The 25,909-nt window shown below is 60.2% G+C and carries 29 protein-coding genes; 15 read left to right on the top strand and 14 right to left on the bottom strand.

What is annotated here, in order from left to right; genetic code table 11:
* Nucleotides 1–8: 8 nt before the first annotated feature.
* Nucleotides 9–215, bottom strand: coding sequence for a cold-shock protein (locus FDP25_RS13420; RefSeq protein WP_154152652.1), 207 nt, complete (start codon nucleotides 213–215; stop codon nucleotides 9–11).
* 172 nt (nucleotides 216–387) lie between these two features.
* Here FDP25_RS13420 and FDP25_RS13425 point away from each other — a divergent pair, with 172 nt between their 5' ends.
* Both FDP25_RS13425 and FDP25_RS13430 read left to right on the top strand, forming a co-directional pair.
* Nucleotides 388–702: an arsenate reductase family protein gene (locus tag FDP25_RS13425; protein WP_154152655.1), complete on the top strand. Its 315-nt coding sequence runs from the start codon at nucleotides 388–390 to the stop codon at nucleotides 700–702.
* Between the two features lie 44 nt (nucleotides 703–746).
* Complete coding sequence (locus FDP25_RS13430) at nucleotides 747–1,115, top strand: hypothetical protein (protein WP_154152658.1); 369 nt, start codon at nucleotides 747–749, stop codon at nucleotides 1,113–1,115.
* On the opposite strand, the gene FDP25_RS13435 is transcribed toward FDP25_RS13430, so the two are convergent.
* From FDP25_RS13435 to thrS, 5 genes are all read right to left on the bottom strand, one after another.
* Nucleotides 1,048–1,650 carry a DoxX family protein gene (locus FDP25_RS13435; RefSeq protein WP_154152661.1) on the bottom strand — a complete coding sequence of 201 codons (603 nt, stop codon included), beginning with the start codon at nucleotides 1,648–1,650 and terminating at the stop codon, nucleotides 1,048–1,050. The genes FDP25_RS13430 and FDP25_RS13435 overlap by 68 nt on opposite strands.
* A 3-nt stretch (nucleotides 1,651–1,653) precedes the next feature.
* Nucleotides 1,654–2,409 carry an HvfC/BufC N-terminal domain-containing protein gene (locus tag FDP25_RS13440; RefSeq protein WP_154152664.1) on the bottom strand — a complete coding sequence of 252 codons (756 nt, stop codon included), beginning with the start codon at nucleotides 2,407–2,409 and terminating at the stop codon, nucleotides 1,654–1,656.
* Nucleotides 2,406–3,263: an MNIO family bufferin maturase gene (bufB, locus tag FDP25_RS13445; RefSeq protein ID WP_154152666.1), complete on the bottom strand. Its 858-nt coding sequence runs from the start codon at nucleotides 3,261–3,263 to the stop codon at nucleotides 2,406–2,408. Before bufB ends, FDP25_RS13440 begins: the two co-directional genes overlap by 4 nt.
* A gap of 73 nt (nucleotides 3,264–3,336) precedes the next feature.
* Nucleotides 3,337–3,624, bottom strand: a complete 288-nt coding sequence (locus FDP25_RS13450; protein ID WP_154152669.1) for a BufA1 family periplasmic bufferin-type metallophore — start codon at nucleotides 3,622–3,624, stop codon at nucleotides 3,337–3,339.
* A gap of 241 nt (nucleotides 3,625–3,865) precedes the next feature.
* Nucleotides 3,866–5,845, bottom strand: a complete 1,980-nt coding sequence (gene thrS, locus FDP25_RS13455; protein ID WP_154152672.1) for a threonine--tRNA ligase — start codon at nucleotides 5,843–5,845, stop codon at nucleotides 3,866–3,868.
* Between the two features lie 499 nt (nucleotides 5,846–6,344).
* On the opposite strand from thrS, the gene FDP25_RS13460 reads away from it, so the two are divergent.
* The 7 genes from FDP25_RS13460 to FDP25_RS13490 all read left to right on the top strand — a co-directional run bounded on the left by FDP25_RS13460 (nucleotide 6,345) and on the right by FDP25_RS13490 (nucleotide 10,522).
* Nucleotides 6,345–6,569, top strand: a complete 225-nt coding sequence (locus tag FDP25_RS13460; RefSeq protein WP_154152675.1) for a hypothetical protein — start codon at nucleotides 6,345–6,347, stop codon at nucleotides 6,567–6,569.
* A 28-nt stretch (nucleotides 6,570–6,597) separates the two neighbouring features.
* Complete coding sequence (locus tag FDP25_RS13465; RefSeq protein WP_154152678.1) at nucleotides 6,598–7,830, top strand: MFS transporter; 1,233 nt, start codon at nucleotides 6,598–6,600, stop codon at nucleotides 7,828–7,830.
* Between the two features lie 135 nt (nucleotides 7,831–7,965).
* Nucleotides 7,966–8,157: a hypothetical protein gene (locus FDP25_RS13470; RefSeq protein ID WP_172982803.1), complete on the top strand. Its 192-nt coding sequence runs from the start codon at nucleotides 7,966–7,968 to the stop codon at nucleotides 8,155–8,157.
* Between the two features lie 79 nt (nucleotides 8,158–8,236).
* The gene (locus FDP25_RS13475) at nucleotides 8,237–8,995 is read left to right on the top strand and encodes an alpha/beta fold hydrolase (protein WP_154152684.1); all 759 of its coding nucleotides are present in this window, start codon (nucleotides 8,237–8,239) and stop codon (nucleotides 8,993–8,995) included.
* A gap of 143 nt (nucleotides 8,996–9,138) precedes the next feature.
* Nucleotides 9,139–9,864 carry an alpha/beta fold hydrolase gene (locus FDP25_RS13480; RefSeq protein WP_154152686.1) on the top strand — a complete coding sequence of 242 codons (726 nt, stop codon included), beginning with the start codon at nucleotides 9,139–9,141 and terminating at the stop codon, nucleotides 9,862–9,864.
* A 19-nt stretch (nucleotides 9,865–9,883) separates the two neighbouring features.
* Nucleotides 9,884–10,099 carry a hypothetical protein gene (locus tag FDP25_RS13485; RefSeq protein WP_246175845.1) on the top strand — a complete coding sequence of 72 codons (216 nt, stop codon included), beginning with the start codon at nucleotides 9,884–9,886 and terminating at the stop codon, nucleotides 10,097–10,099.
* 222 nt (nucleotides 10,100–10,321) lie between these two features.
* Nucleotides 10,322–10,522, top strand: coding sequence for a hypothetical protein (locus tag FDP25_RS13490; protein ID WP_154152692.1), 201 nt, complete (start codon nucleotides 10,322–10,324; stop codon nucleotides 10,520–10,522).
* Between the two features lie 14 nt (nucleotides 10,523–10,536).
* On the opposite strand, the gene phaZ is transcribed toward FDP25_RS13490, so the two are convergent.
* Entirely contained in the window at nucleotides 10,537–11,847 is a 1,311-nt protein-coding gene (gene phaZ / locus FDP25_RS13495; RefSeq protein WP_154152694.1) for a polyhydroxyalkanoate depolymerase, read from the bottom strand.
* Nucleotides 11,848–11,952: 105 nt separating this feature from the next.
* On the opposite strand from phaZ, the gene FDP25_RS13500 reads away from it, so the two are divergent.
* From FDP25_RS13500 to FDP25_RS13515, 4 genes are all read left to right on the top strand, one after another.
* Nucleotides 11,953–13,758 carry a PHA/PHB synthase family protein gene (locus FDP25_RS13500; RefSeq protein ID WP_154152697.1) on the top strand — a complete coding sequence of 602 codons (1,806 nt, stop codon included), beginning with the start codon at nucleotides 11,953–11,955 and terminating at the stop codon, nucleotides 13,756–13,758.
* 143 nt (nucleotides 13,759–13,901) lie between these two features.
* A complete protein-coding gene (locus FDP25_RS13505; RefSeq protein WP_154152700.1) occupies nucleotides 13,902–14,348 on the top strand; it encodes a phasin family protein in 447 nt (148 codons plus the stop codon).
* Between the two features lie 142 nt (nucleotides 14,349–14,490).
* Nucleotides 14,491–15,060, top strand: a complete 570-nt coding sequence (phaR, locus tag FDP25_RS13510) for a polyhydroxyalkanoate synthesis repressor PhaR (protein WP_154152703.1) — start codon at nucleotides 14,491–14,493, stop codon at nucleotides 15,058–15,060.
* Between the two features lie 6 nt (nucleotides 15,061–15,066).
* Entirely contained in the window at nucleotides 15,067–16,032 is a 966-nt protein-coding gene (locus FDP25_RS13515; RefSeq protein ID WP_154152706.1) for a LysR family transcriptional regulator, read from the top strand.
* Here FDP25_RS13515 and FDP25_RS13520 read toward each other — a convergent pair whose 3' ends face one another.
* From FDP25_RS13520 to FDP25_RS13550, 7 genes are all read right to left on the bottom strand, one after another.
* The gene (locus tag FDP25_RS13520) at nucleotides 16,033–17,244 is read right to left on the bottom strand and encodes a DegT/DnrJ/EryC1/StrS family aminotransferase (RefSeq protein WP_154152709.1); all 1,212 of its coding nucleotides are present in this window, start codon (nucleotides 17,242–17,244) and stop codon (nucleotides 16,033–16,035) included.
* A gap of 101 nt (nucleotides 17,245–17,345) precedes the next feature.
* Nucleotides 17,346–18,647 (bottom strand): NAD(P)/FAD-dependent oxidoreductase, encoded by a 1,302-nt coding sequence (locus FDP25_RS13525; protein WP_154152712.1) that lies wholly within the window; start codon nucleotides 18,645–18,647, stop codon nucleotides 17,346–17,348.
* A 107-nt stretch (nucleotides 18,648–18,754) separates the two neighbouring features.
* Nucleotides 18,755–20,113, bottom strand: a complete 1,359-nt coding sequence (locus FDP25_RS13530; protein WP_154152715.1) for a glutamine synthetase family protein — start codon at nucleotides 20,111–20,113, stop codon at nucleotides 18,755–18,757.
* A gap of 2 nt (nucleotides 20,114–20,115) precedes the next feature.
* The gene (locus FDP25_RS13535; RefSeq protein ID WP_154152718.1) at nucleotides 20,116–20,793 is read right to left on the bottom strand and encodes a type 1 glutamine amidotransferase; all 678 of its coding nucleotides are present in this window, start codon (nucleotides 20,791–20,793) and stop codon (nucleotides 20,116–20,118) included.
* 64 nt (nucleotides 20,794–20,857) lie between these two features.
* Nucleotides 20,858–22,174 (bottom strand): glutamine synthetase family protein, encoded by a 1,317-nt coding sequence (locus tag FDP25_RS13540; RefSeq protein WP_154152721.1) that lies wholly within the window; start codon nucleotides 22,172–22,174, stop codon nucleotides 20,858–20,860.
* Between the two features lie 215 nt (nucleotides 22,175–22,389).
* A complete protein-coding gene (locus FDP25_RS13545) occupies nucleotides 22,390–23,283 on the bottom strand; it encodes a fructose bisphosphate aldolase (protein ID WP_154152724.1) in 894 nt (297 codons plus the stop codon).
* Between the two features lie 258 nt (nucleotides 23,284–23,541).
* Nucleotides 23,542–24,726 (bottom strand): phosphoglycerate kinase, encoded by a 1,185-nt coding sequence (locus tag FDP25_RS13550; protein ID WP_154152728.1) that lies wholly within the window; start codon nucleotides 24,724–24,726, stop codon nucleotides 23,542–23,544.
* A gap of 132 nt (nucleotides 24,727–24,858) precedes the next feature.
* Here FDP25_RS13550 and FDP25_RS13555 point away from each other — a divergent pair, with 132 nt between their 5' ends.
* Complete coding sequence (locus FDP25_RS13555; protein ID WP_154152732.1) at nucleotides 24,859–25,365, top strand: peptidylprolyl isomerase; 507 nt, start codon at nucleotides 24,859–24,861, stop codon at nucleotides 25,363–25,365.
* On the top strand, nucleotides 25,358–25,906 hold the full coding sequence (locus tag FDP25_RS13560) for a peptidylprolyl isomerase (RefSeq protein WP_154152736.1): 549 nt from the start codon (nucleotides 25,358–25,360) through the stop codon (nucleotides 25,904–25,906). The genes FDP25_RS13555 and FDP25_RS13560 overlap by 8 nt, the downstream gene beginning before the upstream one ends.
* The last annotated feature ends 3 nt before the right edge of the window (nucleotides 25,907–25,909 follow it).

Genomic DNA, 25,909 nt, shown 5'->3' on the forward strand with positions numbered 1-25,909 from the left:
CGGTTTGATTACAAGGGCTTGAGGTCGCCAGCCATCTGGCGTCCGTCTTTGCCCTCCACCAATTCATAGCCGACTTTCTGATTGTCCGCCAACCCGGTCAGGCCTGACCGCTCGACTTGGCTGATGTGGACGAAAATATCGCTACCGCCTTGATCTGGCTCGATAAATCCGTATCCCTTCGTGGTGTTGAACCACTTCACGGTGCCGGTGGGCATGCCGTTTCTCCTTCTGATCTTCATCGTCCCCGGATCCTGCCGGGCCAAGCGCCAACCCCCGTAAAGCATTGGCACCCAAGGATGATTACACGGGCAATGTAAAAAGCAAGCGAAACCCCCGTGACTGTTTCCCCGCTGCCCGTTATTGAGGCGGAAAACATGGGGAAATGCGATGATCATGTACGGTTTGAAAACCTGTGACACCTGCCGCAAGGCCTTGAAATCATTGCCGGAAGCGCAGTTCGTCGATGTCCGCGCCGAGGGCGTTCCCGGTGACGTGCTGAATTCCGCTTATGAGGCTTTGGGTGATGCTCTGCTCAACACCCGCTCCACCACGTGGCGGGGCTTGGACGAGGCCACCCGCGCCCGCCCACCCCTTGATTTGCTGGCCGACCACCCGACCCTGATGAAGCGCCCACTCATCGATGTCGACGGCCGCTTCTACCTTGGTTGGGGCAAGGACGTGCAAGCTCAACTGCTTGGATAATCAGGAAAAATGCTTATTTCCGTTGAAACGGTTAGGAGAGTGTGATGCGAAACGCGGCTTTGGTTCTTGGCATTATCGGCGGGTTGCTTGCCTTGTTCGTGGGCTTCTTCAGCTACGGCTACACCGAATTCGTGGACCAATACGGCGAGATCGAAGGGCTTGCCGAACAGGTGGACCGCGTGGGCCTGATCCGCACAGTGAGCTTTTTGTCGCCACTTCTGGCAATCGCGGGCGGAGCCATGGCCAAGATCCGCGCACTTTGGGGTGGGGTGCTTATGCTGATCTCGGCCGGGGCGATGTTTTATGCGTTTGATTTCAATGTCTTCACCATGTTCCCTATTGGGTTCACGGTGTTGGGTGGTCTGCTTGCGATCGCGGCGGGGAAGCCGGATGAGCCCAAGGCGCATTTCTGAGCAAAACCCGATCCAGCGATAGCGGCCCGGCCCCTTTGATCACCAATACCAAAAGCAGGAAGATCCATAACGCGCGTTGATCCATGATCACGGCATCGGGCATCTTGTCGAACCACGCGCCGAGGGTCGATGCCTCGTTGATCACGCCGTGGCCATAGAGATCGGTCAGGGTTTGCACGATGACAAAGCCGATCATGCCGAAGGCGGACAATCGGGTCAGGAAACCGATAACAATCAGAAAAGGCAAAAGAAATTCTGCCCAGGTTCCCGCCAGAACCACCAGCGTGTGAAACAGGCTCAACTGGCTGCTATCATACCCCACGGCCTCCATGGCGCGTGGAAAGATCTGTGCATAGGCCCCCAGCGAAGGCGAGACAATCCCGAACAGGCCATCCCCCAATTTGGTCAAGGCAGAAACCCAGAAGTACACAAGAAACAGCGCCGCAAAGAGGAACCGTGCCACCGTCGGAAGAAGCCATTCGGCGCGCGTTAGCTTACGCGCCGCGGTGTGATACAGGGATAAGAAAAGGGGCATGGTTTAATCCTCCGCCTGAACTTCGGTAATAGAAGAGGTGTCGAGCAGTAGGGTGAGCAGCCCTGCAAGATCGAGGTCTGGTGCATCTTTCACGGCAATCTCAAAGGCGTCCTCCATGGTTGCCCCAGACATGAGTGCCGAGACGAAAGCCCCGCCACCAGAGGAAAGAACGTGGCATGTTGGGTCATAGGCAGGTCTGGTGACAAGAACATCCTGCGCGACATCGTGTGGTTTGGGCGCACCGTCTTCCAGTGTGTAGGACCAGATCGCATGAACGGGCCAGGATGATCGAACCACCCTTAGGGTGGGGGCCAGTATGATACGGGAAGCGGACAGTTTTTCATCCGACAACCCGGACAAGGCCGCGGGGGCGACAGGCGTTGAATCCGCTGCGTGGTAGGATTCGCGCAAGGCTTGCTCTAGCCGCGCGACATCGGCCAAGTATCCGAGGTGCTGTAAGGGCTCGAACTTCTCTAAAAAATCCGAAAAGTTAGCGCCATAGTACATGATCATCGGGCTTGTCGGCGGGTGCTGGCGCAAAAAGAGGCCGGCAACCCTTTTGAAGTTTTCAGGCCCGATGAGTTTGACGACTGCGGGAAAGCTGACTTCGAGGGCTTCAGTCAGGCTTACAGCGACATTGTTGCGATAGACGGAAAAACGCGCCCCCGCGGGCCGGTCTTGCCCGTCGCGCAATCCACTTGGAACGGGACGAGTGTTGTCCAGCAGGGCGTCGTGAAACTGATCTTGATCCACAGTCATGCCTGCACCCTGTCAAGGGCCTTCGCGGCCCGTTTGGCTTCGGCGGCAAGTTCAGGCCACTCGGGAACATTGGCGTCCCATTCAATCAACAAGGGCCGCGGGCCGCTGCGCTCAAGCACATGATCCAGCAAGTCCCAGACCGGGTCGGCCACCTCGCGGCCATGGCTGTCGATGAGAAGGGGGGCGTCATGGTCATCTTCGTCCTCATCATGCCCACCCAGGTGGATTTCACCAACCTTATCAATGGGAAAGGCGTCAATGTAGGCACGTGGATCAAGCTTCAGATTTGTGGCGGAAACAAAGACGTTGTTCACATCCAGAAGCAGGCCACATCCCGTTCTGCGCGACACTTCGGTCAGGAATTCAGTCTCGGAATAGGTGCTTTCGGCAAAGGCGAGATAGCTCGACGGGTTTTCCAGAAGCATCTGACGGCCCAGAACCTCCTGTACCTCGTCGATGTGATCCGCCACGCGTTGCAGGGTGGTGGCGGTATAGGGCAGGGGCAGCAGATCGTTCAGGAAGTGACTATCGTGTGTGGACCACGCCAGATGCTCGGAAAAACTGGCCGGTTGAAGCCAGCTGCACAGATGTTTGAGCCGCGCAAGGTGCTCGGGGTCAAGCCGCCCTTCGCCTCCGATGCTCAGGCCCACACCATGCACGGAAATCGCGAAACGCTCGGCTAGGTGGCGCAGTTGCGCCAGCGGTCGACCGCCGTCGCCCATGTAATTCTCGGCATGGATTTCAAGCCACTCAACGGGGCGGGCATCCTCCAGTATGTCTTTGAAGTGCTGGGGTTTGTAGCCGACACCCGGCGCGGGGGGAAGCTCGGGAAAGCGGGGGGCGGTATCAAGCATGGGGCACCTTTTGAGAAGATGAACTTGAGAAGATGAACATGGGTGCGCCCAACAGGGCGCACCCTGACTGGTTTTAGGACGGCATGTCGCGGTCCAACGGTTCGAGGCTTCCCATGCGATCGCCGGGAAGTTCGATTTCTGTGCAGGTGCCAGCATCAACCAGCGTCCAGGCGTTACCTTGATAATCCACGGTCGAGGTGCCCGCACAAGTGGTCCCGGCTCCGGCCTTGCAGTCGTTCTCGCCAGCCAGTGAAACGCCATAGCATTTCTCTTGCTCTTGAGCGGCGGCAGGCGTGCTGTGCGCGGCCAAGGCTGCTGTCATTGCGCCAGCGATGGCGACTGTTTTCATGGTCTTGGACATAATCGGAATCTCCCTTGAAGGTTTCAACTTTCATCGCTGCCCTGATTGCAGGATCAGCAATGCCGCAAGGGTAAGTTCAGGGATCATCACAGGGCTATTCACGAGCGCGTTAAACACGGCTGCGTCAGGTGACGTGAGGTCGGCGGGAATGGGAAGGTGCTGAAATCAGGTAATAAAATGCCAAAAAGCAAACGGGCCGCGTAATTTGTTACACGGCCCGTTATACGTTTTTTGGATAATGTTACAGAAGATCGGGTGGTGTTGCCTCTTTCGACAAGGCGTCGATCGTGCTGTCGAGAGCCTCGACACTGGTTTTCTTTTCGCCGAGGCGACGAACGGAGACCGTGTTGTCCTCCACTTCCTTCATACCGCAGGCGAGGATCACCGGCACCTTGCCCACCGAATGTTCGCGAACCTTGTAGTTGATCTTCTCGTTGCGCAGGTCGGCCTCGGCACGGACGCCCGCAGCGTTCAACTGATCGACGACGTTCTGCACGTAATCGTTGGCTTCCGACACGATCGAGGCGACGACCACCTGACGCGGGGCCAACCAGAAAGGCAGCTTACCTTCCCAGTTCTCGATCAGGATGCCGATGAAGCGTTCGAAAGACCCAAGGCAGGCCCGGTGCAACATGTAGGGGCGGTGCTTTTCACCATCGGCGGCAATATAGGTTGCGCCAAGGCGTTCCGGCAGGTTCGGGTCAACCTGGAAGGTGCCGCATTGCCAGACCCGTCCGATGGCGTCGGTCAGGTAGAAGTCAAGCTTGGGCCCGTAAAACGCCCCGTCGCCCGGCTCCAGCGTATAATCGCGGCCCACGGCCTTGATCGCGTTTTCGAGCGCGCCTTCGACGTAGTCCCAGCTTTCATCGGTGCCGACACGTTTTTCGGGCCGGGTGGCGAAGCGGATTTCGAACTCGGGGAAGCCGAGCTCGCGATAGACATCCGCGAGAAAGTCGATGAAACGCGCGCATTCTTCCTGAATTTGCTCTTCGGTGCAGAAAATATGTGCGTCGTCTTGTGTGAACCCGCGCACCCGCATGATGCCATGCAGCGCGCCCGAGGGTTCGAACCGCGCGCAGGAGCCGAACTCGGCCAGGCGCAGCGGCAGGTCGCGATAGGATTTCAGGCCTTGATTGAAGACCTGCACGTGGCAGGGGCAGTTCATCGGCTTGAGTGCGTTGATCCGGGTCTGATCCTTGTTCTTGGCCGACGCATCGTCGTTCTCGCCGTCGCGGCTCTCGTCGACTTCGACCACGAACATGTGGTGTTGATACTTGTCCCAATGGCCGGAGGCCTCCCAGAGTTTGCGATCAACGACTTGCGGGGTGTTGATCTCGTTATAGCCACCTGCGCGCTGTTTGCGGCGCATGTAGTCTTGCAGCGCGGTATAGATCGTCCAGCCGTTGGGGTGCCAGAAGACTTGCCCGGGGGCCTCTTCCTGCATGTGGAAAAGGCTCATTTCGCGGCCCAGTTTGCGGTGGTCGCGTTTTTCCGCCTCTTCAAGGAAATTCAGGTATTTCTTGAGTTTTTCCTTCCCCGTAAAGGCAACACCGTAGATGCGTTGCAGCATCTTGCGGTCGGAGTCGCCGCGCCAGTAGGCCCCCGCGACGGACATCAATTTGAAAGCATCTGCCGGGACTTGGCCAGTGTGTTGCAGGTGCGGGCCGCGGCAGAGGTCTTGCCAGTGGCCGTGCCAGTACATGCGAAGGGGTTCATCCCCGGGGATGGCCTCGATCAGTTCGACCTTGAAGGGTTCGTCATTGTCGCGATAGTGCTGGATCGCGCGGTCGCGATCCCAGATTTCGGTGCGGACCTCGTCACGTAGGTTGATGATTTCCTTCATCTTTTTCTCAATCGCCCCAAGGTCTTCGGGGGTGAAGGGTTCATCGCGGTCGAAGTCGTAGTACCAGCCGTTCTCGATTACCGGGCCAATGGTGACCTTGACGCCGGGATAGAGCTCCTGAACGGCGCGGGCCATGATGTGGGCGAGGTCGTGGCGGATCAGTTCGTTCGCCGGCGCCTCATCCTTCATGGTATTGATATTAATGGAAGAATCCTGATCGATCGGCCATTGGAGATCCCAGTGCTGATCGTTCACAGTGGCCGATATGGCCTTCTTCGCGAGGGATTTGGAGATGTCGGCAGCGACTTCGCCGGCGGTGATGCCAGCCTCATAAGAACGCGCGTTACCATCCGGAAAAATAAGGGAAATCTGGGCCATTGGCCTGATGCTCCTCGTCAGTTTGGCGCCCACGGAACGCCCGGTTGCGGGTTGTTTGGTTCGCGGGTCTTTTGGCCTTTGAGCGGCGCCAAGTCAAGCACGGGTATGTCGTACGAGTCGTACGCTGGCCCCCCCATTTTCGTACGAAAATCCAAGGGTGCGCCCGAGATGTCGTACGAGTCGTACGAAACGCGGCCCGATTTTCCGCCATTTTCCACCGCCACCTCGCATCCCGCCATCGGGTGGGCCTGTTTCCGCCTGCGGCGGTATGCAGTGGGGTTCGATAGTGTGCTTATCGAACAAGTTTCTGATCGGAAACAACCTTTTCCACTTTGTGTGCAGCGGTATCCGGGAGGGGGCCGAGGGAGCCGTCCAGATGAGTAGCAACACATTGACGCAGTTGAAAATTTGATCTGGCCGTGTCGGAAACGATGCGTATATTGCCGCATATCACCTATCGAGAACTTCTTGTGAGCATCGCCATCTGGGGGAGCGAGACATGCCAAAGTATAATGAGACATTCGAACTGTCTGTTGAGGATGTGGACTTGATCGAAACCGCCTTGCGCCAAACCAAGAGCGAATTGGCAGGCCAAATGGTTGAGCAGGATGAGGTTGACGAAGAGGTTGATCAGTCGGTTCGGCAGATTCATGATCTTTTGGGCCGCTTGCACAATCAAAAAGTCTTTTACCGCCCGCACCAGCAGCCCTACATCGGTGGTTGACCGATAACGGAACTGCAAAGGGACGAATTTGCCGCATTTGTTCGAACGCCTGACAGGGCGCGAAAGCGACCCTGTCGAGGCTGGCAACGGGGTGCGCCATATCATGGCGCTGAGCCTGTCCAAAACGGCTGACGGTCTGATCAATCCAAAGTTGGTGTTGAGCTGGCTTTTGGGGGTCTTGGGCGTGCCTGCGGCTTTTATCGGGATGCTGGTGCCGATCCGTGAAGCCGGGGCGTTGCTACCGCAGGTCCTGATGGCTGGATATTTGCAATCGATGAGGGAGCGGCGCTGGGTCTGGGTGCTGGGCAGTACAGGGCAAGGGATTGCCGCACTATTGATCGCAGGCGTTGCTTTGGTTGTCGAAGGCTGGGCCGCGGGGCTTGCGGTATGTTTGATCCTTGTGGGGCTGGCGATATCGCGTGCGGCATGTTCCGTGTCCTATAAGGACATTCTGGGCAAAACCGTCGGGCAGGCACGCCGTGGTGCCGTGACGGGAAGCGCGGGGTCGGTCGCCTCGGGCGTGGTTTTCATTTTCGCTTTGCTACTGGTTACCGGAGTGTTGCAGACCAAAACATCCGTTATAGGAGCAATTGCAGTCGCCGGGGTCATGTGGCTTTTGGCAGCGCTGACGTTGGCGCAGTTGCGCGAAGAGGATAGCGAAACCGATGGTCCGGCGGATGTAAGCAGTTATTGGCGCATCCTGCGCGAGGATGTGAACCTGCGCCGCTATATCATGGTCCGGGGGCTTTTGGTGTCGACGGCGCTGGCGCCGCCTTATCTGGTCGTCTTGGGTACGCAGGCGGGATCGACGGCTTTGGGTATGTTGGGGGCGCTTGTGCTGGCCTCCTCGGCGGCCGGGTTTATCAGCGCCTATGTTTGGGGCTGGATGGCGGATCGGTCTTCGCGCCTGATGTTGTTGCTGGCAGGAGTCCTGGGCGCGCTGACCATGGCGGCCGCGATGGGCGCGCATCTTGCGGAGATGACCGGAGAGATTTGGGTGATTCCGACGATCCTGTTCGGTCTGATGGTGGCCTATCATGGGGTTCGGCAGGCACGATCAACCTACCTTGTGGATATTTCGCCGCAAGACCGACGGTCTGTGAACGCGGCCGTGGCCAATACGCTGATTGGCGTGATCTTGTTGCTATCTGGGCTTTTGGGGGGTGCGCTGACGTGGATCGGCCCATTGGGGGCGTTGAGCTGTTTTACGGTCATGTCCCTGACAGGCGGTTTCATGGCCTTGTCGCTCAAGCCGGTGTGAAATGTGTGCAGATGTGCGCGCATGTATGCGATTGTCTATGTAACAGCCTGTCACAAAAAGAGATTTTTCTTTTATGTCAGTTTTGTTAACGCTGGAGATGCCGTGTTTTGCATGGCGTAAATGGCAACAAGAGGCATGAGAGCCCCCGAAATGGCACAGTCCGACAATGGGACAACCCTGACTGAGCAATATGTTCAATTGACCCGTGAAGCGCCGCGCAAGATGTGCGCCTCGGAGGGCGAGAGCAACGGCAACATGACGCAGGCCGCGCGTGAGGCGGAATGGTCGCTCAGGCGGATAGAAGGGCGGGTCGGGTCGATTACCTGACACGCGGCCCTTTGCGGCTTGCATCTGCCCCCTGCTTTCGGCGACGGTTGCGCCGAACGAACAGATTGGGGAGGTAGGAATGACGCAGCCTGAGTTCTACACCTCGCCGCAGGGACGGCGACTGGCCTATCATCAGAGTGAGGGCGAGGGGCCCGGCGTGGTGTTCCTGGGCGGGTTCAAATCCGACATGGAGGGCACCAAGGCGGTGTATCTGGAGGATTGGGCTCGGGCGCAGGGCCGGGCCTTTTTGCGGTTCGATTATTCCGGGCACGGGCAATCGTCAGAGGAGTTTACCGCTGGCGGCATCGGAGATTGGGCCGAGGATGCGATGGCGGTGATTTCGGCGCTGACCGAGGGGCCGCAGGTTTTGGTAGGATCGAGCATGGGAGGGTGGATTTCCCTGCTGTGTGCGCGGGCGATGCCGGAACGCGTGGCGGGCATGGTGACCATCGCCGCGGCCCCTGATTTCACCGAAGATTCCATGTGGGCGGGATTTGATGCCGCACAGCGCGCGACGCTGGAGGCTGAAGGGCAGGTGGCGCTGCCGAGTGACTATGGAGAGCCCTATATCATCACCAAGCGGTTGATCGAGGATGGTCGCGAGAACCTTGTTCTGCGTGATCCGCTGGCGCTTCCCTTTCCGGTTCGATTTTTGCAAGGAACCGCCGATGAAGATGTGGATATGTCGGTTGCATTGCGGCTTTTGGACCATGCCGAGGGAGGGGATATGCGCCTGACCATCGTTGAGGGTGCCGATCACCGATTTTCCGATGCCGACTGCCTGGCCTTGATCGGGACCTCGATCGAGGAGGTGACCACGCGGGTCGGGCACGTGTGACGTGGACGCGCGTCCGGGGTGCAACGCGGCGTTGAGAGTGGTTGAGTGTTGGCAGCCTTTGCTTGACCTGCCGGTGTTCTGTGTCAAGGTGGATGGCGAGGCAAGAGGGCAGTCAGCCCCTATGAAACAAAGGATATTCCACGATGCGTGAGCCGCTGGTGTTCCTGCCGGGCATGATGTGTGACGCGCGGGTGTTCGCGCCGCAAGTGGTGGCGCTCAGCCGTGAGACCATGGTCAGTGTCGCGCCCATCAGTTTTGGGGAGCGGATCGAAGAGATCGCTTCGGGGCTGTTGGATATGTTGCCGCGACGGTTCGCGGTGGCGGGGCTGTCCATGGGCGGGATCGTGGCCATGGAACTCATGCGCAGGGCCCCGGAACGGGTGACGCGGATCGCCTTGATGGATACCAATTCCTTGGCCGAGACACCACAATCGGCGGCGGAGTATGAGCCTCTGATCATCAAGTTGCGGGCGGGACGTTTGGGAGAGGCCGTCGAGGGGCTGTTGCCGCCCGAGAGCCTTGCGCCCGGGGCCGGGCGCACCGCCTTGATGGCGGATGTGCAAGCGATGGCCGCGTGTGCCGGGCAAGAGGTCATCATCCGGCAGATGCGCGCGCTTCAGCGTCGGCGCGATTACCAATCGACGTTGCGGCGCTGCAAGGTGCCGGCGCTTGTGTTGTGTGGGGAGCATGACCAGCTGACGCCGGTAAAACGACATGGTTTCATGGCGGATCTCATTCCATATGCCGATTTTCAGGTGATAGAGGGCGCAGGGCATTTGCCCACGCTGGAGGCGCCGGAGGCGGTGACGCGCGCCTTGCAGGCCTGGCTTGCTCAGCCATTCGTGCTGCAAACCCGGGCCGATGCCTGAACGGGAAAGCGCCGCCAGAGTGCGGCTTCGCCGCATCCGCAGGCGCGTGCAGGTTTGGACCAAGCGGCACATCCCGCCCGGCATGCGCCTGCTATTGGGGCTGATCCTGATGGGCTTTGGTGTTTTGGGTTTTCTGCCGGTACTTGGGTTCTGGATGTTTCCCTTGGGCCTGGCGGTGGCGGCCCTGGACGTGGTGCCGGTTTTGCGTTGGTTGAAGGGGCGAACACGTAAATAAATGTTTGGAATCTTGATTTCTTCTTAAGGTAGAGAGCTTTGCGGTTTCTTCATGGTTGAGTTATGATTCTTCGGGGTGCCGTCAAGTTGTTCGAGGTTACCTGTAAACTTTGAATTTGTTGGCGTAATTCGTCTCTGGTCAAGGTAGTTTGAGAATTGTTGAATGTCTGATCGCAAGCCTCGCTTGAAATCGAATTTGTCATGCCATCTGGATGAACCCCGGATGAGGGCAGTTTATGTCAGTGATGCGCTGGCGACGGGCTGTGCAGAGCAGGTGGCGCAAGCTTTACACGACTTGCATCATTCGGGGCGCCTCCCAGAGGAATCCGCCAGAAACGCCGAGGATTTGACGCTTCGTGATTTGATGGAAATCCTGCGCAATTCCGGGGTGCAATTGGTCGCGATCCGGCGGCCCGACTCGTGATTCACCGGCCCTGATCAGGCAGCTGTGTTCTTGTTCGCGGCTTTCTGCTTGGCTTTGGCTTTGCGCGGCTTCGTGCGGTTGCGCTCTGCTGGGGCCTCGGAATTTGCATCGATGAAATCGAGAACCAGCGGGCGGATGTTGTTGCGCCAACTGCGGCCCGCGAAAATGCCGTAATGCCCGGCCTCGGGTTCGAGGTGGCTGGCTTTTTTCCCGTCGGGCAGGCCGGTGAGCAGGTCGAGGGCCGCCACGCATTGGCCGGGGGCCGAGATGTCATCCTTGGCGCCTTCCACGGTTTTCACCGCGACGCTGGTGATCGCGCCGATATCGACCTTGTGGCCGTCTACGACAAATTCGTTTTTGGCGATCTCGCCGTTTTTGAAGATGCGTTCGACGGTGGAAAGGTAAAACTCGGCCGGCATGTCCATGACGGCGAGATATTCATCGTAGAATTTATTGTGCGGGTCATGGTCGCTGGCTTCGCCGCGCGAGACGCGGGCGATCTGATCCATGAAGGCCTGACCGTGGCGTTCGGCGTTCATCGACATGAAGGAGCTGAGCTGTAGCAGGCCGGGGTAAACAAGTCGGCCCACGCCCGAGTATTTGAAACCGACGCGCTGAATCATGGTTTCCTCGAGTTGGCCCATGGTGACGCGGCGACCGAAGTCGGTAACGTCCGTAGGCGTCGCATCGGGGTCAATCGGGCCGCCAATGAGTGTGAGGCTGCGCGGTTGCGCCTTGGGGTCAAGCTCGGCCAGGTAGGCGGTGGCGGCCAGCGTCAGCGGTGCGGGCTGGCAGACGGCGATCACGTGCAGATCGCTGCCCAGTTCGCGCATGAAGTCCATCAGGTAGAGGGTGTAATCCTCGACATCGAATTTCCCGGCAGAGACGGGGATGTCGCGGGCGTTGTGCCAATCGGTGACATAGACCTCGCAATCGGGCAGGAGCGAGCGGACGGTGGAACGCAGGAGCGTGGCGTAGTGGCCTGACATGGGCGCCACCAGAAGAACGCGGCGGTCCATTTCCTCGCGGCCCGTCACGTCGAAATGGATCAAGTCGCCAAAGGGGCGTTCGACCACGGTTTCCACGTTGACCAGATGATCGCGGCCATCCTCGCCGGTGATCGATTCAATTCCCCAATCGGGCTTGACGACCATGCGCTGGAAAGTGCGTTCCGTCACTTCGCCCCAGGCGGCCATCCATTGCAGCGCGGGGTTTGGCGTGAGCGCAAAAATTGGATAGGATGCCATGGAGAGGGCCGACGCGCCCAACCACTGATTGGTATTGCGGAATGTTTCCATCAGGTCGTAGGTCGTCATATAGCGCATCGTCGTCTCCTGTTTTCCGGGGTCGCCGGATCGTATTGCCGCACTGCGCCCACCGCACGGGCGACGGTATGCTGCATAGCAGAAAGTTAAAAGGAATTCTTTAATATGGCAACGCAAGAGGATGTCGCAGGCCAGAATCTTGAGAAAATGAACGAGAACCTGGCCCGTGTCGAAGAACTGACGCAGCGTTTGGTTCAGGCGTTTTCGGCACGCAATCCGGCGAATCCCGCACTGAACGGTCCCGATCAGGAGTTGTTTGCCAAGGCGGCCAGCTCGCTCTGGGCGGAGATGTTGGAGAACCCCGGCAAGATTTATGAAAAACAGCTTGAATACTGGGGGAAGTCGGTGCGCCATTTCATGGAGGCGCAGCAAGGGTTGATGCAGGGGCAATTGCCCGAGGGCGATGATACGGAGGATGATCCTCTCAAGGGGGATAAGCGGTTTTCCAATCCGCTTTGGGAGACGAACCCGTACTTTCATTACGTCAAGCAACAGTATGCCCTGAACAAGCAGGCCATCGAAGCGGCGGTTGCCGAGGCCGATGACCTGTCGCCGGTCGACAAGCGGCGGCTTGAGTATTTCTCAAGCCAGATCGTCGACATGATGAGCCCGACGAATTTCCTTGGGACCAACCCTGACGCCTTGGAAAAGGCGGTGGCGACCGAGGGGGAAAGCCTTGTGAAGGGGTTGGAGAACCTTGTGGCCGATCTTGAGGCCAACAAGGGCGAGTTGGTCGTGCGGCTGGCCGATGACAGCGCTTTTGAGCTGGGCGAGAATATCGCGACGACGCCGGGTGAGGTGGTGTATCGCAACCGGATGATGGAGTTGATCCAGTACACCCCCACCACCGAGCAGGTGCATGAAACGCCCTTGGTGATCTTCCCGCCGTGGATCAACAAGTTTTACATTCTCGATCTCAAGGAACAGAACAGCCTGATCAAGTGGATCACCGATCAGGGCTATACCCTGTTCGTGGTCAGTTGGGTGAACCCGGATGCCACATATGCCGATGTGCGCATGGACGATTACGTGGACGAAGGGTTCATGACCGCCATTCGGGAGGTGAAGGCGATCTGCGGTGTCAGCCAGGTGAATGCCGTGGGCTATTGCATTGCGGGGACCACCCTGCACCTGGCCTTGGCGCTGATGGCCAAGCGAGGCGACAAGAGCGTGAAATCGGCGACCTTCTTTACCGCGCTGACGGATTTTTCCGAGCAAGGGGAATTCGTACCCTTCCTACAGGAGGATTTCGTGGACGGGATCGAGGACGAAGTGCAGGAGCAGGGGGTTCTGCGATCCTTCATCATGTCGCGAACCATGTCGTTCCTGCGGTCCAATGACTTGATCTATACGCCGGCCATTCGCAGTTACATGATGGGCGAGACGCCCCCGGCCTTTGATCTGCTCTATTGGAACGGGGATGGCGCCAACCTTCCGGGGGCGATGACGATGCAATACCTTCGGGGGCTTTGCCAGAAGAACGCCTTTGTCACCGACGGGTTCGAGATTTGCGGGGAGACGGTGCATATCAAGGATGTCACCGTGCCGTTGATGTCGGTGACCTGCGAGACCGATCATATTGCCGCGTGGAAGGATTGTTACCGTGGGTTCCAGCAGACGGGTTCGAAGAACCGGACCTTCATCCTGTCGCAGTCAGGCCATATCGCGGGGATCGTGAACCCGCCCAGCAAGAAGAAATACGGCCACTATACCAACAGCAATCTGGATCAGGACGCCGACAGCTGGCGCGAGGGTGCGCGGTATCACGAAGGGTCGTGGTGGCCGCGGTGGGAAGCATGGCTGAAGAAGCGGTCTGGCAAGATGATTCCGGCCCGTGAACCGGGCGATTCGGAGCATCCACCGCTTGGTCCGGCGCCCGGCAGCTATGTGCGCAAAAAGGCAAGCCTCTGATAAGGCGTCGATTTTCGGGCGCAGGCCGGAATTTGCTGCGGTGCAGAAAAAAGACTTGAAATGCTGCGCTGCGGCATGCATATTCTTTGCAGACGCAGAAACGCGGGGATCCTCCCGCAGCGAGATAGCAAGGAGCCTGACTCATGGCTAAAGCACAAGACTTCAACACCGTGATGAAAGACATCATGGGTGCCTTCCCCGTCGACACCAAATCGATGGAAGACGCTTTCAAAAACCAGGCTGCTCTGAACGAGAAGCTTTCGGGTGTTGCCCTGGACGCGGCTGAGAAATCGGCTGAGTTGTCGAGCAAATGGACCAAGGAAACCCTGGCCAAGATGTCGGACATGACCAAAGCCAAGGCCGAGCCCGCCGATTACGCCAAGGCGATGACCGATTTCGCATCGGCCAATGCCGAAGTGGCCGCCGAGAACATGGCCGCCTTCGCCGAGATCGCCAAGAAAGTTCAGATGGATACCGTCGAACTGATGATGGCCGCCGGCAAGGACTTGCAGGAAGACGCAGCGAAAGCCGTCAAGAAAGCCACCGACGACGTGCAATCGGCTGCCAAGAAAGCAACCGCTGCCAAGTAAGCGCGAACTAAAACGTATTCCATCTCCTCCCTGAAAAGGATGCGTTTGCGCGAGAGCGAGCCCTGCAAGGCTCGCTCTTTCTTTTTGTGCTGCGGTAGCATAGGCTGTGCTGCAGCGCTGCATATTCTGGGAGGACCGTGCCTTGGCCGAGACCAACAAGCCGCTATTGATCAAACGCTATGCCAGCCGGCGCCTGTATAATACCGAGACGTCCGATTACGTGACGCTGGATGATATTGCCGAGTTCATTCGCGACGGGCGCGAGGTGCAGATCATCGACCTGAAATCGGGCGATGACCTGACCCGTCAGTATCTTTTGCAGATCATCGCGGAGCATGAGAGCCGCGGCGAAAGCGTTTTGCCGATCAACGTGCTGAACGATCTTGTGCGCAGCTATACCTCGCAGGCGACAAGCGTTGTCCCCGAGTTCCTGGCGGCGAGTTTCGAGATGCTCCAGAAGGGGCAGAGCCAGATGATGGAAAACATGAGCAAGGCCAATCCTCTTGCCACTATGCCGGGGATGGATGCCATGCGCGCCCAGCAGGAAGCCTTCATGAAGGCCATGACGGGTGGCATGGGTGGCATGAGCACGGTGCCCGGTGCGACGCAGGGCGCCGAGGGTGACGGCGACAGTGACGGCGATGAAGATCTTGACGAGATCAAGAAGCAGTTGGCCGAGTTGCAGCAAAAACTTTCCAAGATGGACAAGTAAGCCCAGATGGTCGACAGCCCCGGGCGGATCACCCTTTGGGGGATCGAGGTGTTCATGGCCACCGCCGACGAGCGGTCTATCTCGGCTGCGGCCAAGCGGTTGGGGGCCAGTCCATCGGCAGTCAGCCAGCAGTTGACCAATCTGGAAGGCGCGGTCGGCGCGACATTGCTGCAACGCAATGCGCGGCCCGTGCGCCTGACGCCGGCGGGCGAAATCATGAAGCGCCACGCGCAAGTTATTCTGAACGAGGCGACGCAGGCGCGCGCAGAGCTGGCCATGTCAGACCTGTCGCATCTGACGCGGTTTCGCCTTGGCATGATCGAAGATCTGGAGGCGGATGTGACGCCCCGGTTGCTGACCCATATGGCCGAGGAATTGAAGGGCTGCCAGTTCCTTCTGGAGACTGGGGCCAGCCATTACTTGTATGATTTGCTGGATGCCCGCGCGTTGGACGTCATCGTGGCCGCCGAGCTTGGCGCCGAAGATGCATGGGTCGAGGTGCATCCCTTGTTGCGCGAAGGGTTTGTCGTGGCTGCGCCCAAGGGTGAGGTGGACCAGGACGGGGATGTTTTGAGGCAACTCAAGCGGATGACCATGGTGCAGTATACGCAGCGCCATTACATGGGGCGGCTGGTCAATGCGCATCTGGCCAAGCAGAACCTGACCTTGCGGCACCGCTTCGAGATCGACAGTTACCACGCCATTCTGGCGCTGGTCGGGCGTGGGGCGGGATGGACCATCCTGCCGCCCTTGGCACTTATGCGGGCACAGCGTTTTGCCGATCAGATCGATGTTCTGGAACTGCCGTTCGAGCCACTAACCCGGACGATAAGCCTGACTGCACGTAAGGATATCCTGGGCGAGATGCCCGCGCAGGTGGCCGCAACGTTGCGGCCGATATTTCAGGAGCAACTGGTGACGCCCGCGATCGCGCGCCACCCGTTCATGGCCGATAGCCTGACCTTGTTGTGATCAAGTGCCGTAGGCACGTAGCCCGCCGGTGGCCTCTTGCGCGGCGTCCAGCAGCGCATTGGCGATGAAATCCAGCTCGTCGCGCGTCAGGCGCGCGGGCAAGCGGCAATCGCAGGCTTGCATGAGCATGGCACGCGTGCGCGGTAATTCCTGCGCAGGGCCGGGGATGAATTGCCAGTTCCAGAAGGCGCGGGCGTTGTCGGTGCTTTGGCCGAAGACCTGTACCTTGACCCCGCGTGCAGCGGCGGCTTGGGCGAAGGCGAGGGCCTCGGCCTCGGACAGGTCCACGAGGTTGAACTGGATGGAATCCGGGGCGCGTTCTTCCTTGGCCAGTTTCGGCGGTACTTGCAGGAAGGGTGAGGTGTTCAGGCGCTCGGCCACATAATCGTGGTTGGCGCGCCCGTCGCGAACGCGGCGGGGGATTTCGGCCAGTTGCGGGCGGATGATCGCGGCGCTGAGGTTGCTGAGGCGCAGGTTATAGAGCGGCAGTTTGTTCTGCCAGCGGGCGAAGGCGGCTTCGAGGGCGGGGTCGTCACCCGCCATGTGCTTGGCCCAGTTGTGTTCATAAGCACCGGACATGATGACGGCGCGCGCCACGAGGTCGGCGTCGTCGGTGATCATGATGCCACCTTCGCCGGCGTTGACCAGCTTGTAGGACTGGAAGCTGAAACAGCCGATTTTGCCAATCGTACCGATCTTGCGACCGTCCCAGAGGGTGCCGAGGGAGTGGGCGGCGTCTTCGATGACGGGGATGCCGCGCGCATCGCAAAGCGCCATGATCGCGTCCATGTCGGAGGTGTGGCCGCGCATGTGGCTGACAATCACGGCGGAGATGTCGTCATCCAGCCGGGCGGTGAAATCCTCGATGTCGATGCGGTAATCCTCGCCGACTTCGCACAACACGGGCTGGCAATCGGCGTGCACGATAGAGGAGGGAACCGCGGCGAAGGTGAAGCCCGGGATCAGGACGCGTGCGCCGCGCGGCAGGTCAAGCGCCTTGAGCGACAGGAAAAGCGCCGCCGAGCAGGAGGACACCGCGAGGGCGTATTTGCTGCCCATGACGCTGGCGAATTCACGTTCCAGAAGGGACACCGGCGCATCCTGTGGCGCGGTATAGCGAAACAGGTCGCCGGACTGCAGCAGGCGGTCGATCTCGGCGCGGGCGGCTTCGGGGATGGCTTCGGCGTCGTGGACGTTGGGCGCTTGGGTCATGTTTTCGGTTTTCCTGAAGTCATGTTTCGGAAAACCTAAAACAGGTCAGGCCACATCCCAAGTGAAATTTTCGCGACAGTGCGTCGCGCGCGGTTTTCGGGTCACATCCCCAACCGATCACGTAGGGCGTACCATGTCATGGCAAGGGCCAGAAGCGGGCTGCGCAGGGCGTGGCCGCCGGGGAAGCGTGGGGCTGGTACCTTGGAGAGAGTGTCAAAGCCGCTGGCCTCACCGGCTATGGCATCGGCCATGAGTTTGCCCGCATGGGTGGCGGTGCCCACGCCATGGCCGGAGTAGCCCGAGGCCGAGAGCATGTTGGGGGCAAGGCGCGCAAGGTAGGGCATGCGTTTCATGGTGATGGCCAGCGTGCCGCCCCAAGTGTAGTCGAACCGCACGTCTTTAAGGTGCGGGAAGATCTGCGCCATCGGTTTGCGCACGGTGGCGTCGATGTCGGGGAAGCGGTAGCCATAGCTTTCGCCGCCACCGAAAAGCAGCCGGTTGTCGTGGCTGAGGCGGAAGTAATTGACCACGAATTTCGTGTCGGCCACGGCCACGTCTTGGGTCAGGACGCGGGCGGCATCATCGCCCAGGGGTTCAGTGGCGGCGATGAAGTTGTTGATTGGCATGACCCGGGCCGAGACCTGCCGGTCCAGCCCGCCGAGATAGCCATTGCAGGCCAGGATCACGTGATCGGCCTGCACCTTGCCCTGATCGCATTGCAGGGTGGCGGGGCTGCCTTTGGTGATGTCGCTGACCCATGAGTTTTCGAAAATGCGGACCCCGGCGGCCTGCGCGGCGCGGGCGAGCCCGAGGGCGTAGTTCAGCGGGTGCAGGTGCGCCGCCGTCATGTCCAGCGTACCGCCCTTGTAGCTTGGTGACGGGCAAAGGGCTTGTGCTGCGTCGTGATCCAGCTTTTCGAGCGCGGTGTAGCTGTAACGATCGGCCAGATGGTCGGCGTAGGCGTGTTCCCCGGCCACCTCTTTTTCGGTGAAACACATATGCGCCACGCCGGGTTTCAGGTGGCAATCGATCTTGTGCGTCTCGATGAGGGATTTGGTAAGGGCCTTGGCCTCTTCGGCCAGATCCCAGAGTTTCGCGGCATCCTCAGGGCCCATCAGTTTTTCCAGCCCGTCCTGTTCCATGCGCTGGCCGGAGCCCAGTTGCCCGCCGTTGCGCCCCGAGGCGCCGAAGCCGACGCGGTGGGCCTCCAACAGCACCACGTCAAGCCCTCGTTCGGCCAGATGCAGGGCCGCCGAAAGGCCGGTATAGCCCGCCCCCACGATGCAGACATCCGCGCGAATGTACCCGCGCACCCTGTCGAACGGGGGCAGGGTGTTGGCGGTAGCGGCGTACCAGCTGTCGGGGTATTCACCGCGGCGGTCATTCGAGAAGAGCAGGTTCATAAGGGTCACCTGTGGTGTTTTTGGGGGCGCTGCCCCCGACGCTGAAAATCGGGGATTTTCAGCGCCTCCCCCGGGATATTTTTAAAAAGAAGAAGGGGCGGGATGTGTCAGACGTTGAGCAGCAGATGCTCGCGTTCCCAGGGGCTTATGACTTGCAGGAATTCGTCGTATTCGGCGCGTTTGACGATCGAATAGACGCGGGCGAATTCCGGACCGAGGATGGCATGCAGGTCTTCGGCATTGTCGAAAAGTTCGAGGGCAGACCCCAGAACGCGGGGAATGTCAGCCTCGCCCTCGTAGGCATCGCCCTTGAATTCGGCGTCGGGTTTGGTTTCGTTTTGCAGCCCCAAAAGCCCGCAGGCGAGGCTGGCCGCGATGCCGAGGTAGGGGTTGCAATCCATGCCCGCCAGCCGGTTTTCCACGCGCCGGGCCTCGGGCGAGGCAAGTGGCACGCGGATGCCGGTGGTGCGATTGTCGCGGGCCCAGGCAAGGTTGATTGGGGCTGCGTGGTCCTTGACGTAGCGGCGGTAGGAATTGACGTAGGGGGCAAAGATGGCGATGGCATCGGGCAGGTGTTTTTGCAGGCCGCCGATGAAGTGGTAGAAGGCGTCGGTCGCCTCGCCGTCTGGCCCGGCAAAGATGTTCTGGCCGGTGTCCATATCCAGAAGCGAGTGGTGGATGTGCATGGAGCTTCCGGGTTCGTCCTCGATCGGCTTGGCCATGAAGGTGGCGAAGCAATCGTGTTTCAGGGCCGCCTCGCGGATCAGGCGTTTGAAATAGAAGACCTCGTCGGCGAGTTTTACCGGGCTGCCATGGCGCAGGTTGATTTCAAGCTGTCCGGCGCCGCCTTCCTGGGTGATGCCGTCGATCTCGAAGCCCTGGGCCTCGGCGAAATCGTAGATGTCGTCGATCACCGGGCCGAATTCATCGACGGCGGTCATGGAATAGGCCTGTCGCGCGGCGGCGGGCCGGCCAGAGCGGCCCATCATCGGCTGGATTTCATGCGCGGGGTCGAGGTTGCGGGCGACAAGGAAAAACTCCATCTCGGGCGCGACCACGGGTTTCAGGCCGCGTTGGTGATAGAGATCGACCACGCGTTTCAGGACATTCCGGGGCGCGCAGGGGATGGGTTCGCCTTCGCGGTCGAAGGCGTCGTGGATGACCTGTAGGGTCCAGTCCCCCGTCCAGGGGGCGGCCGTGGTGGTGGACATATCGGGGCGCAGGATCATGTCGCGTTCGATGAAGCCTTCCTCGCCCGCAGCTTCGCCCCAATCGCCGGTGATCGTTTGGTAGAATATCGAGTCTGGCAAGTGGAAGTGTTGTTGGCGGGCGAACTTTGAGGCTGGTACGGCCTTGCCCCGGGCGATGCCGGGCAGGTCGGCAATGATGCATTCCACCTCGTCGAGGCGGCGGCCTTCGAGATAGCTTTGCGCCGCGTCGGGCAGGGTGTCTTTCCAGTCGGCCATGTTCAGCGCTCCTGTTTGAAGAATTCGGCGATGCGCCGGGCGATGGTATCACCAGAGGTTGGTGCGGCAAGGCGTGCCTCGGCTTCGGCCAGAAGGTCGTCGGGGACGACACCTTGGCCGCGATGTTTGATCAATTGTTCGACCATGCGGGATGTGAACTCGGGGTGGGGCTGGATGGAGTAGGCGCGGTTGCCATAGAGCAGGGCGGCATTGGCGCAGAAATCGTTGGACCCGATGACCCGTGCTTCGGGCGGGAGGGTGACGACCTGATCCTGGTGCCATGCGTTGAGATCAAGGGGGGCGCCTTCCATCTCATATCTGGTCCGGCCTACCGCCCATCCCCCCTTGAATTTCTCGACGGTCCCGCCAAGGGCCTGTGCAATGATCTGGTGGCCAAAGCAGACGCCAACGAGGGGGCGGCCATCGGTATAGATGTCGCGGATGAAGGTTTCGAGCGGGGGAATCCACGGGTGATCCTCATAAGCGCCGTGCTTGGAGCCGGTGATCAGCCAACCGTCCGCATCGGACGGGGTATTCGGATAGTCTTGATCGACGACATTCCATGTTCGAAAGGTGAAGCCATGCCCATCAAGCAGACGGGCGAACATGGTGTCATAGTCACCCAGCTCCCCCAGTACCATTTCGGGGGCGTGGCCGGTTTGTAGAATGCCGATCTTCATGCTGCTCTCATAATTTGATCAAATTATAGGGTAACGGTTGTTCCGCTATGCGGCAAGACCCTGCTTATGCGGTGTCGAGATAGACGCGCCAATGGGTGTCTTCCGGGCGGCTCGCCAGCAGGCGCAACTCCTGGCGTTTGGTCATCACGAGGTTGCGAACCAGCTCCGGGGGAAGGATGCGGGGCATGAGGGGGCTGGCCTCAAAGCGGTCGATGGCGGTGGACCAGTCGGCGGCCATTTGTGGCAGGTCGTGGTCATAGGCATTGCCGGTGATGGGGGCGGGGGGCGTCATGTCGTCCTCGATCCCGATGAAGGCGGCGCCAAGAATGGCGGCAAACATCAGGTAGGGGTTGATGTCGCCGCCTGCGACGCGGTGTTCGATGCGCCGGGCCGAAGGTGGGCCGCCGGGAATACGCAGGGCCGCGGTGCGGTTTTCATAGGCCCAGCCCGCGCCCGTGGGGGCATGGGCCCCGGGCACAAGCCGGGCGTAGCTGCCTGCATGGGGGGCAAAGATCAGCGTGCTATCGGCCATGGCCGCCAAGCAGCCGGCGACAGCGGCGCGCAGGATGTCCGAGCCGTCATCGCCACCATTGTCAAAGATGTTGCGGCCCGTCTCGTCCAGAACCGAAAAATGCATGTGCATGCCGTTGCCCGCGTCATCGGCGAAGGGTTTGGCCATGAAGGTCGCGGCCAAGCCATACTTGCGCGCCAGCCCCTTGATCAAGGTCTTGAACAGCCATGTGTCATCGGCGGCGCGCAGGGCCTCCTGATGATGCAGGGTGATTTCGAATTGCCCGATTCCTGACTCGCAGGTGGCGGTCTGGGCGGCGATGCCCATGGCGGCGCAGCCGTCATATAGGGCATTCAGAAAGTCGTCGAAGGCGTCGAGTTGCGCGACCGACAGGATCTCGGGGGTTTCAAGCGGGCGGCCTGTTCTGGGGTCTTTTGCCGGGGCCAAGCCTTCACCGCTGTCATCAACGAGGGTGAATTCCAGCTCGGTCGAGGCGATCACGGTCCAGCCATGAGCGGCGTATCGTTGCAGTATATTTTCAAGGGCGTGGCGCGGGTCGCCGTCAAAGGCTGTGCCGTCCTCAAAGTGCATGGTCATGGGGACCAGCGGCGGTGACCCGTCGAGCCACGGCATCGGTACGGGGCCGCGCCCTGTCGGTCGCAAGATGCCATCGGCATCACCGGTTTCGAACACCAATGGCGAGCCATCGATATCGGCCCCGAAAATATCAACGTTGAGCACCGAAAGCGGCATACGCACCGCGCCTTTACACAACTTTTCGGCATAGCTTGCCGGCACGCGCTTGCCACGCATCTGGCCGTTGAGGTCGCAGGTGGCGACGCGGAAGGTAGAGTGGTCTGACAGGTCCATGGGAGCGATCCTTGCGCCTTTTCGAGGCTCAGGCTAATCGCTTGGATCGGACAATGCCACCATAATTTGATCAAAAATATTCTGCCGAACACCGATGTCAGTCTAACGTCTGTAATCTGTCGGTGTCGCGTCGGTGGTTTTTTCTTGGGTCAAATACCCCTGGGGGGAGTCGCCCGAAGGGCGGCGGGGGCAAAGCCCCCATACCGCCGAGCGGTCTACCCCGCGATCGAAGCCTGATAGATGCTGTCGATCGATGCGGCGATGGTCGCATTGAACTCATCATCCGATTGCTGCGCTGAAAGCCCTTCGGTCAGGGCGCGGCTGAAGCTGGCGATCATGCCGGTGTTTTGCGACAGGCGGGTGTTGGCCTCGTCGCGCGAATAGCCACCCGAAAGGGCCACCACGCGCATCACGCGGGGGTGGTCAACCAGCGGTTTGTAGTGATTGGCCGCCTCAGGCAGGGTCAGTTTGAGCATGACCTGTTGATCACCCGGCAGGGCGTCCAGTTGCGCCTTGATCTCGGCCAGAAGAATCCCTTCGGCCTCGGCCTTGTCGGCGATCGAGATGGTCACCTCGGGCTCGATGATCGGCACGAGGCCATGGCCGAGGATCTGTTTGCCGACCTCGAATTGCTGCGCCACCACGGCCTTGATGCCTTCGGCATTGGCGGCATTGATGACCGAGCGCATCTTGGTGCCGAAAATACCGGCCTTCACGGCACGCTCCAGCAGGGCGTCGAGGTCGGGCATGGGTTTCATCATTTGTACACCCTTCTCTTCTTCGGCGAGGCCCTTGTCGACCTTGAGGAAGGGAACGACACCGCGATCTTCCCACATGAATTGCGCAGTCGGTTTCCCGCCCATTTGGCGGTCCATGGTCATCTCGAACAGGATCGCGCCGACCACCTTGTCGCCGGTGAAGGCCGGGGCTTGGGCGATGCGGGTCCGCATGGCGTGGACCAGATCGAACATTTCGCCATCGTTGCCATAGGCGTTTTCCTCAACTCCGTAGAGGCGCAGGGCCTTGGGGGTGGACCCCCCCGATTGATCGAGGGCCGCGATAAAGCCTTTGCCACTGCGTACCTGTTCTGCCTGATGTTCGTTCGACATGATCTGACCTCTGGATTCGGAATAAAATACGTGCGGGCGCACCAGTTGGCCCGCTTCTAGGCGAGGGGGGCGGGCGTTGCAATTCTGGTGGCGCTAACAGCGGTTGCCGCCGTGGCAGTTTGCTTAAGTGTCGTCTTTTCAGGGTGCGCGCGGCGGGCTTGTGTGGCCGGGCGGCCTGTGCGGTGCCCGAAATCTTCAAAAGATTTCGGACCGATTTCTTTTCAAGAAATCGGTGGGCGCTACTGCCGCACCTCCGGATCAGGCCTTGAGCGCGGCCACACCCGGCAGGTCTTTGCCTTCCATCCATTCAAGGAAGGCGCCGCCGGCCGTGGAGATATAGGTGAAATCGCCCGCAGCCCCCGATTTATTGAGGGCGGCCACGGTATCACCGCCGCCTGCGACGGAGATAAGCCTGCCTGCTTTGCTAAGCTGAGCGGCGTGAAGGGCGGCGGCGTTGGTGGCGGCATCGAAGGGCGCGATTTCGAAGGCCCCGAGGGGGCCGTTCCAGATCAGCGTCTTGGCCTTGTCGAAGGCGGCGGTGATGCGCGCCACAGCTTGCGGGCCTGCGTCGAGGATCATCGCGTCTTCGGGGACGGCATGGGCGGGGACGGTTTCGTTCTCGGCCCCGGCGGCGAATTCGCGGGCGACCACCACATCGGCCGGCAGCAGGAGTTCACAGCCCGCCGCGCCGGCCTTGGTCATGATCTCGCGGGCGGTATCGGCCATGTCGTGTTCACACAGCGATTTGCCGACATTCAGGCCCTGGGCCGCGAGGAAGGTATTAGCCATGCCGCCGCCGATCACCAGTTGATCGACCTTTTCCACGAGGTTGCCCAGAAGGTCCAGTTTGGTGGAGACCTTGGCGCCGCCGACGACGGCCACCACGGGGCGTTGCGGCGTGGCGAGCGCGGCTTCGAGCGCTTCGAGTTCGGCCTGCATCAGGCGGCCGGCGCAGGCGGGCAGGTGGCGGGCCAGCCCTTCGGTGGAGGCATGGGCACGGTGCGCCGCCGAAAAGGCATCGTTGCAGTAGATATCACCGAGGCCCGCAAGGCGGGTGGCGAATTCGGGATCGTTGGCCTCTTCGCCCGGGTGAAAGCGGATGTTTTCCAAGAGCAGCACCTCGGCGCCCTTGGCTTCGGCGGTGAGGTTCTCGGCCCCGTCGAGTGTTTCGATGAACTGGACAGAGCGGCCAAGGGCCTGTTCGAGGGCCGGGACGATGGGGCGGAGGGACATTTCGTCGACGACCTTGCCCTTGGGGCGGCCGAAGTGGGCGATCAGCATCGGCTTGCCGCCCTTGTCGAGGATGTCATTGACCGTGGGGGCGATGCGGATGATGCGGGTGGCGTCGGTGACGATGCCGTTTTCGATGGGCACGTTGATGTCCACGCGGGTCAGGACCGTTTTGCCGTCGAGGTCCATATCATCAAGGGTTTTCCAGCTCATGCCCAAGTCTCCGTCTTCCACTTTTACGCCGGCCTCTCTTGGCCTGTTGGGGGCGGGGCGTCAAGGTGGCGCTTGTCCATTGCCGCGCGAGGCCATAGGTATCGGGGAAACTTATCACAGGAGGAGGCCCGAATGGCCGAGATCAAGGACCCTGAAAACACCATTTTGGTGGAACTCAAAGATGGCACCGTGACCATCGAGTTGATGCCGGATGTGGCCCCCGGCCATTGCGAGCGAATGAAGGAACTGGCGCGCAGTGGGCAGTATGACAACGTGGCTTTCCACCGGGTTATCGATGGCTTCATGGCGCAGACGGGCGATGTGGCCAATGCCAACATGGAAAAGGATTACAACCCGCGCATGGCGGGCACCGGCGGCAGCGACCTGCCCAACCTCAAGGCCGAGTTCAGCCGTATTCCGCATGATCGCGGCACCATCGGCGCGGCGCGCAGCCAGAACCCCGACAGCGCCAACAGCCAGTTCTTCATCAATTTCAGCGATAACCATTTCCTGAACGGTCAATACACGGTCTATGGCCGGGTGGTCGAAGGGATGGAGCATGTGGACGCCATTCAACGTGGCGAGCCGCCCGCGAACCCCGACCGGATGGTCAGCGTCAAGGTGGCCGCCGATGCTTAAACTGGCCGCTGTATTGAGTGTCGTGGCAGCACCCGCACTGGCCACGGGGTTGGAAATCGAAGTGTCGGGCGAGGCCAACGGGGTGATCAAGATCGACCTGTTGGAGGACGTGGCCCCCGGCCATGTGGCGCAGATCACCGAACTGGCCGAAGAGGGAGCCTATGACGGGGTCGTCTTTCACCGGGTGATCGACGGCTTCATGGCGCAGACCGGCGATGTGGAGTTTGGCCTGATCGAGGGCGGTGACATGCGCCGCGCCGGCATGGGCGGCAGCGACAAGCCGGACCTCAAGGCCGAGTTTTCGGACATTCCCTTTGATCGCGGCGTGGTGGGCATGGCCCGCAGCCAGAACCCCGACAGCGCCAACAGCCAGTTCTTCATCATGTTCGAGCCGGGGCATTTCCTGAACGGGCAATATACCGTCGTGGGGCGGGTGACCGAGGGGATGGAGGTTGTCGATGCCATCAAGCGCGGCGAAGGCCGCAATGGTGCGGTGATCGGTCAACCCGATGTGATGACATCCGTCACGGTGACGGAATAACAG

This window comes from Roseovarius bejariae (assembly GCF_009669325.1).
Classification (GTDB): Bacteria; Pseudomonadota; Alphaproteobacteria; order Rhodobacterales; family Rhodobacteraceae; genus Roseovarius; species Roseovarius bejariae.

Coding starts and splice junctions, on each gene's coding strand:
- FDP25_RS13420 (WP_154152652.1), bottom strand. CDS start 215: ATGCCCACCGGCACCGTGAAGTGGTTCAACACCACGAAGGGATACGGA.
- FDP25_RS13425 (WP_154152655.1), top strand. CDS start 388: ATGATCATGTACGGTTTGAAAACCTGTGACACCTGCCGCAAGGCCTTG.
- FDP25_RS13430 (WP_154152658.1), top strand. CDS start 747: ATGCGAAACGCGGCTTTGGTTCTTGGCATTATCGGCGGGTTGCTTGCC.
- FDP25_RS13435 (WP_154152661.1), bottom strand. CDS start 1,650: ATGCCCCTTTTCTTATCCCTGTATCACACCGCGGCGCGTAAGCTAACG.
- FDP25_RS13440 (WP_154152664.1), bottom strand. CDS start 2,409: ATGACTGTGGATCAAGATCAGTTTCACGACGCCCTGCTGGACAACACT.
- bufB (WP_154152666.1), bottom strand. CDS start 3,263: ATGCTTGATACCGCCCCCCGCTTTCCCGAGCTTCCCCCCGCGCCGGGT.
- FDP25_RS13450 (WP_154152669.1), bottom strand. CDS start 3,624: ATGTCCAAGACCATGAAAACAGTCGCCATCGCTGGCGCAATGACAGCA.
- thrS (WP_154152672.1), bottom strand. CDS start 5,845: ATGGCCCAGATTTCCCTTATTTTTCCGGATGGTAACGCGCGTTCTTAT.
- FDP25_RS13460 (WP_154152675.1), top strand. CDS start 6,345: ATGCCAAAGTATAATGAGACATTCGAACTGTCTGTTGAGGATGTGGAC.
- FDP25_RS13470 (WP_172982803.1), top strand. CDS start 7,966: ATGAGAGCCCCCGAAATGGCACAGTCCGACAATGGGACAACCCTGACT.
- FDP25_RS13475 (WP_154152684.1), top strand. CDS start 8,237: ATGACGCAGCCTGAGTTCTACACCTCGCCGCAGGGACGGCGACTGGCC.
- FDP25_RS13480 (WP_154152686.1), top strand. CDS start 9,139: ATGCGTGAGCCGCTGGTGTTCCTGCCGGGCATGATGTGTGACGCGCGG.
- FDP25_RS13490 (WP_154152692.1), top strand. CDS start 10,322: ATGAGGGCAGTTTATGTCAGTGATGCGCTGGCGACGGGCTGTGCAGAG.
- phaZ (WP_154152694.1), bottom strand. CDS start 11,847: ATGCGCTATATGACGACCTACGACCTGATGGAAACATTCCGCAATACC.
- FDP25_RS13500 (WP_154152697.1), top strand. CDS start 11,953: ATGGCAACGCAAGAGGATGTCGCAGGCCAGAATCTTGAGAAAATGAAC.
- FDP25_RS13505 (WP_154152700.1), top strand. CDS start 13,902: ATGGCTAAAGCACAAGACTTCAACACCGTGATGAAAGACATCATGGGT.
- FDP25_RS13515 (WP_154152706.1), top strand. CDS start 15,067: ATGGTCGACAGCCCCGGGCGGATCACCCTTTGGGGGATCGAGGTGTTC.
- FDP25_RS13520 (WP_154152709.1), bottom strand. CDS start 17,244: ATGACCCAAGCGCCCAACGTCCACGACGCCGAAGCCATCCCCGAAGCC.
- FDP25_RS13525 (WP_154152712.1), bottom strand. CDS start 18,647: ATGAACCTGCTCTTCTCGAATGACCGCCGCGGTGAATACCCCGACAGC.
- FDP25_RS13530 (WP_154152715.1), bottom strand. CDS start 20,113: ATGGCCGACTGGAAAGACACCCTGCCCGACGCGGCGCAAAGCTATCTC.
- FDP25_RS13535 (WP_154152718.1), bottom strand. CDS start 20,793: ATGAAGATCGGCATTCTACAAACCGGCCACGCCCCCGAAATGGTACTG.
- FDP25_RS13540 (WP_154152721.1), bottom strand. CDS start 22,174: ATGGACCTGTCAGACCACTCTACCTTCCGCGTCGCCACCTGCGACCTC.
- FDP25_RS13545 (WP_154152724.1), bottom strand. CDS start 23,283: ATGTCGAACGAACATCAGGCAGAACAGGTACGCAGTGGCAAAGGCTTT.
- FDP25_RS13550 (WP_154152728.1), bottom strand. CDS start 24,726: ATGAGCTGGAAAACCCTTGATGATATGGACCTCGACGGCAAAACGGTC.
- FDP25_RS13555 (WP_154152732.1), top strand. CDS start 24,859: ATGGCCGAGATCAAGGACCCTGAAAACACCATTTTGGTGGAACTCAAA.
- FDP25_RS13560 (WP_154152736.1), top strand. CDS start 25,358: ATGCTTAAACTGGCCGCTGTATTGAGTGTCGTGGCAGCACCCGCACTG.